The sequence below is a fragment of the Falseniella ignava CCUG 37419 genome (genome assembly GCF_000301055.1).
Classification (GTDB): Bacteria; Bacillota; Bacilli; order Lactobacillales; family Aerococcaceae; genus Falseniella; species Falseniella ignava.
Genome location: NZ_JH932300.1, coordinates 650,880 through 663,238 on the forward strand (window position 1 = coordinate 650,880; position 12,359 = coordinate 663,238).

Annotated in this window: 11 protein-coding genes; 2 read left to right on the plus strand and 9 right to left on the minus strand. The window is 35.7% G+C overall.

What is annotated here, in order from left to right:
* Positions 1–50: 50 nt before the first annotated feature.
* From HMPREF9707_RS03135 to HMPREF9707_RS03155, 5 genes are all read right to left on the minus strand, one after another.
* Positions 51–1,223: an IS256 family transposase gene (locus HMPREF9707_RS03135; protein WP_006701269.1), complete on the minus strand. Its 1,173-nt coding sequence runs from the start codon at positions 1,221–1,223 to the stop codon at positions 51–53.
* 328 nt (positions 1,224–1,551) lie between these two features.
* Positions 1,552–2,331, minus strand: a complete 780-nt coding sequence (locus tag HMPREF9707_RS03140; RefSeq protein ID WP_006701270.1) for an ABC transporter permease — start codon at positions 2,329–2,331, stop codon at positions 1,552–1,554.
* A complete protein-coding gene (locus HMPREF9707_RS03145; RefSeq protein WP_006701271.1) occupies positions 2,318–2,986 on the minus strand; it encodes an ABC transporter ATP-binding protein in 669 nt (222 codons plus the stop codon). The genes HMPREF9707_RS03140 and HMPREF9707_RS03145 overlap by 14 nt, the downstream gene beginning before the upstream one ends.
* Positions 2,987–3,005: 19 nt before the next feature.
* Complete coding sequence (locus tag HMPREF9707_RS03150) at positions 3,006–3,857, minus strand: zinc-ribbon domain-containing protein (RefSeq protein WP_006701272.1); 852 nt, start codon at positions 3,855–3,857, stop codon at positions 3,006–3,008.
* Positions 3,858–3,973: 116 nt separating this feature from the next.
* A complete protein-coding gene (locus HMPREF9707_RS03155; protein WP_006701273.1) occupies positions 3,974–4,774 on the minus strand; it encodes a MerR family transcriptional regulator in 801 nt (266 codons plus the stop codon).
* A 71-nt stretch (positions 4,775–4,845) separates the two neighbouring features.
* On the opposite strand from HMPREF9707_RS03155, the gene HMPREF9707_RS03160 reads away from it, so the two are divergent.
* Positions 4,846–6,165: an MATE family efflux transporter gene (locus HMPREF9707_RS03160; RefSeq protein WP_006701274.1), complete on the plus strand. Its 1,320-nt coding sequence runs from the start codon at positions 4,846–4,848 to the stop codon at positions 6,163–6,165.
* A 38-nt stretch (positions 6,166–6,203) separates the two neighbouring features.
* On the opposite strand, the gene HMPREF9707_RS03165 is transcribed toward HMPREF9707_RS03160, so the two are convergent.
* Positions 6,204–7,055 carry a pyridoxamine kinase gene (locus HMPREF9707_RS03165; RefSeq protein WP_006701275.1) on the minus strand — a complete coding sequence of 284 codons (852 nt, stop codon included), beginning with the start codon at positions 7,053–7,055 and terminating at the stop codon, positions 6,204–6,206.
* A 126-nt stretch (positions 7,056–7,181) separates the two neighbouring features.
* Here HMPREF9707_RS03165 and pdxR point away from each other — a divergent pair, with 126 nt between their 5' ends.
* A complete protein-coding gene (gene pdxR, locus HMPREF9707_RS03170) occupies positions 7,182–8,585 on the plus strand; it encodes a MocR-like pyridoxine biosynthesis transcription factor PdxR (RefSeq protein ID WP_006701276.1) in 1,404 nt (467 codons plus the stop codon).
* A gap of 43 nt (positions 8,586–8,628) precedes the next feature.
* On the opposite strand, the gene nrdG is transcribed toward pdxR, so the two are convergent.
* From nrdG to HMPREF9707_RS09070, 3 genes are all read right to left on the minus strand, one after another.
* Complete coding sequence (nrdG, locus tag HMPREF9707_RS03175; protein WP_006701277.1) at positions 8,629–9,213, minus strand: anaerobic ribonucleoside-triphosphate reductase activating protein; 585 nt, start codon at positions 9,211–9,213, stop codon at positions 8,629–8,631.
* Between the two features lie 11 nt (positions 9,214–9,224).
* A complete protein-coding gene (gene nrdD / locus HMPREF9707_RS03180; protein ID WP_006701278.1) occupies positions 9,225–11,366 on the minus strand; it encodes an anaerobic ribonucleoside-triphosphate reductase in 2,142 nt (713 codons plus the stop codon).
* 347 nt (positions 11,367–11,713) lie between these two features.
* Positions 11,714–12,359 (minus strand): hypothetical protein (locus HMPREF9707_RS09070; protein ID WP_006701279.1); only part of this gene is annotated, 646 nt, incomplete at its 5' end.

The window sequence follows — 12,359 nt, forward strand, 5'->3', positions numbered from 1 at the left end:
GTCAAGTCCACAATCCTGTGTAAAATACTATACAATGTTTTACCGGTCACTCATTGATCAAACTTAATATATTTTCTTGTAGAACTGAGCCATTCATCATGAAGGTCCATAAGGACAGCTCCAATTAATCGATTGGCGGACGCTCGGTTGGGAAAGATACGAATAATCTTTTCTCTTCTGCGGACTTCCTGGTTCAGTCGTTCAAGAAGGTTGGTGCTTTTTAGCCGATTGTGGCCATTTCCGATGACCGTGTATTGAAAGGCATCTTCGAAGCCATTATCCAATGTTTCGCATGCTTTTGTATATTTGGACTGGTCAATATATTCACCGACTAAGGCATTCTTAGCTGTTCGAGCGAGTTCAATATCCGTAAACTTAAAGATCGCTTTTACTGCTTCTCTAAACGGTTTTGAATTCTTTTTTGGAATGGAACTGAAGATATTTCTTAAAAAATGGACCTGACATCTCTGCCAACTTGCGTTGGTAAAGGACTTACGAATCGCAGACACTAGGCCATTATGGGCATCAGAAATGATGAGTTCTGTCCCCTGTAGACCGCGTTCTTTTAAGTAGTCAAAGAAGATGGACCATGTGTCATCACTTTCTTCATTTTGGATCATGAAGCCAATGATTTCACGATCACCCCCTTCTGTTATCCCGATCGCAATATGGCAGCTTTTAGAAAGCACTCGATGGTCCTCACGGACTTTTATGTAGAGAACATCAGTCATCAGATAAGGATAATTCGTACCTGAGAGCGAACGGTTCTGCCATTCGTTGACCATCGGGTCTAACTGTTCAGTCAGGCTAGAAACAAAAGATTTCGATACCGATTTTCCACAGAGCTTTTCAACAATCTTTGAAACTTTACGTGTCGAAACGCCTGAAACATACATCTCAAGCATTGAAGCGAGCAGTGCCTTTTCATTTCGCTGATAACGCTCAAACACCGTCGGTGAAAATTCACCATCACGTGTTCTAGGCACTTTTAATTCGAGTGTGCCCACACGAGTTGTAAAGTCTCGCTCATAATAGCCATTTCTTTGACTCTGACGACTTTCTGAACGTTCATAGTCATCGGCTTGAATATATTCTGTTCGTTGATTTTCCATCAATTGGTTGAAAACAGTGGTCAAAATATTTTTAGACACATCATCTTTAACGGAATGTTCAATAATACTTTGAACCTCTTCGTTGTTCAGTGTAAAATGTACTTGGGTCATGTAACGTCCTCCTGGGTATGTTTTTAGTGGTTAAAAACATTGTACCGTAAAAGGGCTGTTACATGGCCTTTTAACTTTTACACAATTATATGGACTTTATCAGATTGTTGATTATCAAAAATAATTAAATATATATCAACACAAAAATATAAATTCCTTTATTCATTGCTTGATTTATACCATAATTTATGTCATACAGAAATCATGGTTGTTACTGGGAAAAACATTATAACACAATTATATTCAGTAAATAATTTTAAGACATATTTTCTAAAAATATAAAATAAGATCAGAAGGACAAAAAATTATTTAAAAATAATATATTTTTTTAACTTCCACGCTTCTCCTCTACTAGCAACTGTGCGCGGTGGTTGAAGAATTTAGGATAGGCTAAGTAAGCTCCGATAATGGTCGAGCAACTGATTGAAGATAAGATCATAAACATTACAACCAATTGGTAACGAATGGCTTGCGTTGGTTCTGCGCCTGCCATAATCATCCCAGTCATCATTCCCGGTAACGATACAAGACCTACCATTTTGGTTGAGTCGATATTCGGTATTAGCCCTGTCTTAATGCTCTCTCTAACGACGGTTTTTGAAGCTTGATGGATTGTAGCTCCAAGTGCCAATTTCTCGAGTACTTTTTGTCGTTGATCAGTGAATTTGCTGTGCAATGAGTTAAAGGTTAAGCTCATTCCAGTCATAGCATTGGAAGATAACATGCCCATAATTGGAATCACTTCTCGTGGTGTCCATTGGATTGCGCCGGTGAGAATGAGGATTCCCAGTGTAATGATTGCCCCTGCGCCGATAGAGACAAAGGAGATGAAAAAAGCATTATTAATTCCTTTTGAACGACGTTTCGCATTCATTGAGGCATTAAAAATCATAAAAATAATCATTAAAGTTGTTAATAAGTGATTATTAACATTAAAAATAAATTGTAAAACATATCCGATAATAAATAGCTGTATCGCAGCTCGAATTCCTGCTACTAAGACTTCTTTTTCAACATCTAAGTGCTCCTTATAAGATATTACGACTGGAACTAACAAGAGCAATGATGTTAAAAGTAATGAGTAAATGGATAAATTATTTGAATTCATCGCTCCGCCCTACTTTCTTATCTTCTACTTGAAGTACTTGGTCAAAATGAGTTAAATCTTCATCTAAGTGTGATACCATCAGTACGGTAATTTCGCATTCAGATTTTAAATCTTTAATGACATTTGCAATAATTTCACGATTTGATTTATCCAATGAAGATGTGACTTCATCGAGTAATAACACCTGAGGTAGAATTAATAAATTGCGAATAAAAGCAATTCGCTGGCGTTCTCCCCCTGATAGTTCTTCAATATGTTTTGTTAAGTAGGATGCATCAAGATGGACTTTTCGAAGCCAATCGATTGCATGGGCTTTGTCAAAGGTTTGATGCCGAATCTCATATGGGAAAGATAAGTTTTCTTCGACGGTTTGATCAAAAAGCAGTGGGTTTTGGAAGAAATATGAAACTTCTTTACGATATTCGATTGGATTATAAGATTCAATGTTTTTACCTTGATAGGTTAGTGTACCTGACGTAGGAGAAATCATTAAGGCTAATAATTTTAATAAAGTGGATTTACCACTCCCAGAGGGACCGGTGATTAAGACTGATTCCCCCTGCTGAATATCGAAATTAGCAGATTCTATAATTTGGTAGCCATCGGGTGCAGTATAACTTAATTGTTTGGCGTTAAATAATGAAGTTATCGTCATTCATTTCACCTTTCGTTTATTAGTCAATTCGATAAAGCTTTAGATAAAAATCATCATCTAAATCGACAAAACTCAATGCGGATGGTTTAGTGTGTTCGATTAAAAGAAATTGCTTATTCTCCAATTTGAAAATAAATCCATTTAGGAAATCATTGATTTCTTTATCTAGCTCATCGAGTGAAAAATCATAATAATATTCTAAGAGTTCCTGTGAGGCAGTTGGTAACTCGTGAAAAACACCCATTGCTTGTGATACGGTCATTTTGAGTCGATAACTTCCGTTTGAGCGTTCAATATAAGGTGTGATAGCTTTAATTAAAGCTTGGTCTTCCTCATAAAATGAATTTGGAATATTCCCTTTAAGAATATCTGTAATCTCGTCTTTTGACAGATATAGCCAGTTGTCTTCAACATAATCCTCAAAATTTAAATCAAATGTGACGGATTTAGGGTCAATTTGATAGTGATTACCTTGCTTTATCAGTTTGAAATTTATTTTATGATCGGATACAAAATCGTATTCAAAAACAAACTCTGCTTGGTTGTTGGATGCAACGTTTAAGTATTCAGAATAATCAGCATGTGTTTTTTTGACTTCTTGACCATTAAATAAATAAAATTGGTCTTCTGGACGTTCATTCACCCAGTAGCCACTCAGTGGACTACTTCTGAAAAAGCTGAAATATATTAAGACGAATAATAATAAGATTCCTACTGGAATAGTATATTTAGGTAGATTTAATGTCCGATTTCCAATTTTGAATTTAGTGAGCGACGTGCTGTGTGAGTTTTTCTCTAGTTTAGTACCACACGTTGGACAAAATAAATCCTCTTCTTTAACTTCAGTACCACAATTTGGACAATATTTCATAATTATTTCCTCCCATAATTAATAATAATAAAAAAAGTCAAATCAGATAATAATTTTTTAATCAATATTGATTCCTAGACTGATAAAGATAATACGATAACTAAAATTATACTTTTTTATTCAACGATCACCTGCAGTTCTGTCACATATTCATCAATATTTGACGTTTGATTAATATCGATTAAGTATCGTTCAATTGCATATGGCCCTGGGTAATATCCGAGCGACTTTATTCGCGACAGTAGCTGATTATAAGCTTTTTCAGCATTTTGATATGAACCTTGGTAACGCAATGTTGCATAAGTTCCAGAAGGAAGGGTTCGGTCGTATGGCTGGCCCTCCCCTACAATGAGTATGGCATCACTATATTCATTGTATTTTCTCTGATGAATTTTCTCAATTGGAAGTAAGACAGCGAAATCGCGGTTATATATTTGAATCGTTTCTTTTGATTGTTGCATTAATTGATGAAAGGCTAAATCGACTTCGTTATCCGTTTCAATCTTTTCTTCTAGATGAATAATTTTCCGCTCGGAATAATCGATGAATCGGACTTGATTAATTAAATCATTTGTTTGGGCATCTTCTAAAGCGAAGATTCGATGATTGATGTAATGTCGCTGCTTTTCCAAGGAGTTAATCTGCTCCTCAATAAATTGCAATTCTTGATTCAAAATGGCTTTTTCTTTTTCAACCGATCGCTCTTCTAGAAATTGTTTGATTTCTTTTAAAGAGATATCTAAACGTTTCATTGTTGTAATCACATTGAGTTTCCAAATATCAAATAACGTATAGATACGATAACCATTTAATGCCCGCTCAGGGATTAATAGTCCTTCCTTCTCATAATGACGCAATGTATCGGTCGTAATATTATATAATTTAGCAATTTCACCGATTGTATAGTGTAGGTTCATAATTCTCCTTGACCTTGGACCGACTCCAACCTTTATAGTGGTATTATATCATTTTTGGAGGCTTTTATTCATTGGAAACAAAGAAATTATTTAAAACATATCTAAAATACTTAGTGCCAACGATTGGCTCAATGATTTTATACTCAACTTATACGATGGTTGATGGTATTTTTGTAGGTCAAGGTGTTGGCCCCCTCGCTTTATCAGCAGTAAATGTCTCAATGCCTTTTGTAACGCTCTCTTTTGCGAGCGCGATACTCTTAGCAATTGGAACTTCTAATTTAATTACTTATTCTCTAGGTAGAGGAAGGATTCAACGAGGGAATCAGTACTTTACCATGGGACTATCACTTGCTCTAGGAGTATCCGTTGTCATCTCCTTGGTTGCTTATCTTAACTTAAATTCACTCGCTCTGCTGCTTGGATCTGAACCTGAAATCCATGAATATGTGCTAGCTTATTTAGGGACCATTATTTTGTTTAGTCCGTTCTTCTGTATGACCTATATGTTTGAAATTATGGTGAAAGCAGATCGCCATCCGCATTTAGCGATTATATTTATGGTTGTATCGGCTCTAACCAATATTATTTTAGACTACGTATTCATTTATATTTTCCACTTGGGTGTGCGTGGCGCCGCAATTGCGACCGGGATATCGCAAGTTCTTCCGTGTATTGGGTATACCCTTCATTTTCTGTCTGATCGTGCAAATTTAAAATTTGCTAAATTTAAGATGCGTCGGATTGATCTACGTGATATGATTCGCTTTGGCTTCCCTGCAGCGCTCACAGAAATGTCTACTGGATTTACTATTTTGGTTTTTAATCAAGTCATCGCAAATCATTATGGCGTTAACGGACTTGCTGTTTTCTCTGTGATTGTATACTTGATGAATTTAATCGTAAATACGATGCTATCGATTGTTCAAAGTAGTCAGCCTTTATTGAGTTATAATTTTGGCGCTAAGAACATGACACATGTCAAACGACTCAGAAAATACGTTTTGTATACGATTCTTGTAAGTAGCTCTATGATGGTATTATTGATTCAACTCTTCCCGAATGTAGTTTTATCCATCTTTTTAAATCATATGGAAGCAGATTTTATTGAGTTAGCGGTTAGAGCCATGCGCCTGTTTAGCAGTTCGTTTTTAATTTTAGGTTTTAATATTGGTATTGGTGGTTATTTAACGGCAGTTCAACGTCCTCGAGATGAATTGATTATTTCATTGATGCGTGGCTACATTGTGGTTGCGTTGGTTGTCTTTACCTTCCCAAATCTATTCGGGTCAAGTATTATTTGGCTTTGCCTAACCATTTCAGAATTGATTACTTTAATAATTTCGCTATATTTTCTTCGTCGAGAAAGACTACACCGTACTCAAGCATAAAAAAACAGCACTCGAATTTTTCTGAGTGCTGTTTTGATTTAAATATTCTTTGTCATCATTGTAGCGATTTTAGGAAGAATTTTCTCGAAGTTAATTCCCATATTTCTTGATCGTCCTTGCTGATATGATACATTCATGGCTTCTTCAAGTAAGATACTTGATTTTTTGAGTGAATTCTCCAAAGAATCACCGGCTAAGTGAAACACCGTTAGCAAGCTAATAGCGGTATCTCCGGTGCCGCAATATTCTGTTTCATAATATTGGTGCATAATGTAGACAGGTTCATGGTCTTTTTGACTTAAAAAGAAACCAATTTGTTCATTATGGTGAACGCCTGTGATAATAACATTATCTGGACCGAGTTGATGCAACTTTTCAGTAAGTTGGCATAATTCATCATGGGTCGGTCTCGGTTGATAAGGTAAATCAGCTAATAGATAGGCCTCCGTAATATTCGGAAGAATGATATCAGACTGACTTAATAAATGGCGCATTCCAGTAATAATGTCTTCTGTAAATCCTGGGTAAAGTTGTCCCCCTTCTGCCATAATCGGATCGGTTACAACGATGGCATCTTGAGCTTGGTCTAATCGGATTATTTCGAGATAAGTGACAAATTGTTCGATTTGAGCGGCATTTTCAAAATAGCCAGTTAATATCGCTGGATATTTGACTGGTTGTGTTTGCCAATGCTTCGCAAATTCCATAAAGGAATCCCCCAGTGATTTGATAACAAATCCTTCAAATCCTGTATGCGTAGATAATAATAATGTAGGTAAAAGTGCCACTTCGTATTGTGCGGCATTCAAAATGGGTACATTAATTGAAGCAGCAGCTTTACCTAATCCAGGCCAATCATTCACTACCATAATCATTTCTGTCTTCATCATTCATCACCTAATATTTTCTATTCATTTCCAATCGAAATGTACTTCATATTTTACCGAACAACTGATACTATTAATAGTATCAAAAAATAGTATTTGGATGGTACCAGATGGTTGTAGGAGGTTTCATTGGAACTAAATTTAAATCAAATGATTGACACCCCCCTTTATTTACAAGTTTATCAAGATATCAAAGATAAAATACATCGAGGGGAATTGAAATATAACGATAAGTTGGTTAGTAAGCGTCAATTAGCAATGCAAAATGGGATTAGTCAAAATACTGTACTGGGTGCCTATAATCAATTATTAGATGAGGGATACATCTATTCGATTGAACGAAAAGGTTATTTTGTAGCCAATATTACTAATCAATACCCTCTAATTGATTGTGACATTCCAATTTCAGAATCAGAAATAATATCGAAACATAAATATGATTTAACAAAATCAGTTCCGGATCCAGCATTATTTCCATATCAAAAAATTGGGCGGCTTTATCAACAAGTTTTATCGCCAGACAATCTTCCTATCTTGTCAATGACAGATTATCGTGGTTTACCTAGTTTAAGAAATGGAATTCAAGCCTATTTAAGTCAATCACGTGGCGTGCCCTGTCATCCTGATCAAATTATTATTGGTCCGAGTACTAATTATTTAATGACGCGTCTCTTTGAAATACTTAATTTATCCCCTGGGGATAGGATTGCAATGGAAAATCCGGGATTTCAGGGGATTATGCCAGTGATTCAGCATCATTCTTTGACCGTTTGCCCCATTGGACTTGACGATTCTGGGTTGATTATCGATCAACTTCAAAAATCTAAGTCACGACTTACATTTGTCACACCGAATCATCAGTACCCAACTGGTATTATTATGCCTGTCGATCGCAGATTAGAGCTACTCAATTGGGCGATTCAATCAAATAATCGCTATATTATCGAAGATGATTATGACAGTGAGTTTAAGTATAGTGGTCAGCCAATCGCAAGTCTTAAACATTTAGATCGACATGAAAGAGTCATTTATTTAGGCAGTTTCTCTCGTAATATCGCTCCAAGCTTACGAATTAGTTATATGGTTTTACCTGATTCTCTTGCACTGTTATATCAAAATTTTAAAGTATATCATACAATGGATGTTAATACGTTAAGTCAATTTGTTTTAGCTGAATTTATACAACAAGGTGATCTAATCCAACACTTGAATCGTTCACGAAGATTTTATCGAAAGAAACGGAATCAGTTAATCGAATCGATAAAAAATGTCGATCCTAATGCCATCATTATAGGGGGGCAAGCAGGATTACATCTTCTTTTGAAGCCATCTGTTGTGTTTGATTCGACTTGTTTCCTATCAAAAATCCAATCAGCTCACATTAAATTGAATTTATTAAGTCATTTTACAATGAATTCTAACATTGAAAATGATCAGATATTATTTATAAATTATTCATCGATCCCGTTAAATGAAATAGATCATCTAATACAAAAAATTTATCATTATTTGTATGCTTCTCAGAATACTTAAAAAAGGCAGCAAATCGTTTGATTGCTGCCTTACTATTATCATCTCATCTGTATTGACCTGATTTCCAAAGTACCATGCTGCCTGTTTCAAGCGATTGAGGCACATCTATGATCCGCTGATTACTACTGCCTCTAAATTGCAGCGTTAAATCTTTCTTTGTAATGTCAAAACGTCCATCAACTAGGACGTCAATTAAGTGCAATAACTCAATCTTATCTTCAGTATCTTGGAGCAATTCTTCATAATAATAACCACTCCATGACCAAATATCTTTCGTATTACCGTAAATTTCACGGACGCGCCTTACCAACGGAATTAATACCGTTGTATTGAGAAATGGTTCGCCACCTAAAAGCGTTAACCCCTGAACATAATCATGTTTTAAGTCATCGATAATTTGTTGTTCGAGTTCTTCAGTATAGGGTACACCATAATTAAAATTTTGGACAATTCGGTTATAACACCCTCGACAGTTGAATGGACAGCCGCTGACATAAATGGAGTTGCGAACACCCTCTCCGTCGACAAAATTAAAAGCTTTATAATCCGCAATTTTATTTCGCGATAACTCACTGGCTTTCCACTCTTTCGGAGCTGGATTTTTAAACAAAGGTTGCTGTTTTTGCATAATACCCCTCTTTACTTTGAAGCGCCCATGTGTTTTTTACGTGAAGCAATCTCCTCGTGGCGTCCATGAATCATTGGACGGATATTAGGATTTCCTAAATAACCACAAGTTCGTTTCACAACATCACAGGTATCGGGATTAGTATTGCCACATTGTGGACATTTAAAGCCACGTTCTGTCGGCTCGAAGTCGCCATCAAAATCACATTCGTAACAATGATCAATCGGTGTATTCGTTCCTAAATAGCCAATCCGGTCATATGCAAAGTCCCAGACGGTTTCAAGGGCTTTAGGATTTTGTACCATATTCGGGTATTCACAATAATGAATAAACCCACCTGAACAATATTTTGGATAATCTTTTTCAAACTCAATTTTTTCAAATGGGGTTGGAGATTTACGAACATCATAGTGGAATGAATTGGTGTAGTAATCTTTATCCGTAATATCTTCAATTAAGCCAAATTTTTCTTGATCCAAATGACAGAAGCGATCTGTTAAAGATTCTGCCGGAGTTGAATAGACACTAAAGTGATAACCATATTCATCTGCCCATTCATCAGCAGCTTCTTTTAGTTTTTTGACAATTTCTAAAGAAAATGCTTTGGCTGTCGGATTATTTTCCCAGTTTCGTCCAAAATAGTACGCTGTAGCTTCATAAAGTCCAATATAACCGATTGAGATTGTAGCCCTACGATTTTTAAAGACAGTATCTACTTCGTCATTTTCAGACAAATGATGTCCAAAAGCTCCATGTTGATATAAGATCGGCGCATTGGGTGGAACGGCTTCTTTCGTACGTTCAATGCGATATAATAGTGCTTTTTTAATCACCTGGAGACGCTCGTCCATCAGTTGCCAAAATATTTTTGGAGATTGATTGGATTCCAACGCAATACGCGGAACATTTAAGGTGACGACCCCAAGGTTCATTCGACCAGCATTGACCTCTTCCCCGGCTTCATTGTACCAACCTTGTAAAAATGAACGGCATCCCATCGGTGCTTTAAACGACCCGGTTAGTTCGACAATTTTGTCATACATTAATACGTCAGGATACATCCGTTTGGTAGCACATTCGATTGCAAGTTGTTTAATATCATAGTTAACATCATTGGGTTGAAGATTCGTCCCTCTTCTCAATGTAAAGACCAATTTAGGGAAAATTGCAGTTCGTTTTTCCTTACCAAGTCCTTGAATTCGAATATTTAAAATCGCTTTTTGAATTTCACGCTCATACCAATTTGTTCCCAAACCAAAACCAACGGTCGTAAAAGGCGTTTGGCCATTTGAGGTATATAATGTGTTAATTTCGTATTCCAAGCTTTGCATCGCATCATAAATATCTTTTTGCGTACGTGATTTTGCGTATTCTTCGATAATATCAGATTCTGGGAACCATTCCTGAGCAGTTTTAAGGTGCTTTTTGAAATTCAGTTCTGCATACGGTGCCAGAATTTCATCAATTCGGTCAATGGTACAACCACCAAATTGACTTGAAGCAACGTTTGCAATAATTTGTGCAATTTGGGCGGCAGCGGTATTAATTGATTTTGGAGAATCCACTTCTGCATTTCCGATCTGGAAGCCATGATCCATCATATATTTAACATCGATTAAACAACAATTTGTCATGGGACTGTAAGGTGAATAATCTAAATCGTGAAAATGGATATCCCCTTTTAAATGTGCATTCGCAACTTCTTCAGGTAGAAGATTGAGTCCAATTGCTTTAGCGCTCGTTCCAGCCGTTAAATCGCGCATCGTATTAAAAACACGGCTATCTTTATTGGCATTTTCATTTAACATTTTTCGATTACCTGAAGTGAGTTGAGTAATTTTTTTCTTAATATCTAGTTGATCTTCTCGGTCTTTAAATTGTTTTGTATGATAGTTTTCATAATTTAAGGCAGCTTGATATTGCTTGTAGTGCTTGAGTGAATCAATGACAAATTGGTGAATTGCCTTAGTCGTTTTTAACTCATTGACTTGATTTAAAGCATTTTGAGCAATGATATTAGCGACTTCTTTATTAATATTTGCTCCCATCGCTTTTATAATGGATTGATAAATAAAATGCGGGTAGAATTTAACGCGACGTCCATCGCGTTTTGTAATTTTTTGAGCTGTATGTGGTTGATGAATTAATTCCATGATAGACCTCCTATATGATTCACACAGTACTGATAACACAAAATCAATATGTTGTGTGTGCACATACAATTATACACAATATATAGGGGTTATCAAACTTTTTTATATTTCACAATATCTAGTTAGTATTCTGATGTGTAAGGTCTTTTAGTAAAATTAATTTAATTTAAACGATAAATTAAAATCAGTAATACTAATTAAGATAAGAATGGCACTTAATTTTGATATTATTTTAAGTATTAATTAGGATTTATTGAAAAATATATTCTTATTAAATTTTTCAATAGGTACGATTTTTGATTAATATAAAAAAACATCCGATTTGCATCGGATGTTTAAGCAAAATATTATGGGATTAAATAATCAGTGACTAACTCTATAGTCAGTATTAATAAATACCATAAATTGTACATTGCTAAATCTGATATTGAAATTGTTGAATGACCATATTGCGGTGGTAGATTATTTGATTGTGATTTATCACTTTCTACACTGCTCTTTTGTGCAGATGGAATAGCTGCACCTGATTTAAGCGTAAATTCACGATTGTATGCCTTAAGTTTTTCAATCAGATTGTTAATAGATTCCTCATTCGTTTTTTCATTAAGTGCCCGTTTAGCTACTTCGATTTGTTGGTGAATCGATTCAATCGACAATGCGTTTGGATAACGATACTGATCTAAATGAGCTAACTTATAAGTTAATTCCTTAATCAATCCAATTAATTCATCAATATTTCTTGGCGATACGTCCACAGTGTGATCATCCTGTTCTTTCTCATCGACTTCCTCTGTTATTTCTGAATTTTGAGTCGTTTCTTCCGAAGTTACTTCTTCGGTCGTTGTTTCACTCTCTGGAGTCGTTTCTTCCGAAGTTACTTCTTCGGTAGTTGTTTCGGTCTCTTGAGTCGTTTCTTCCGAAGTTACTTCTTCCGTAGTTTCTTCAGTAGTTGTTTCACTCTCTTGAGTCGTTTCTTCCGAAGTTACTTCTTCC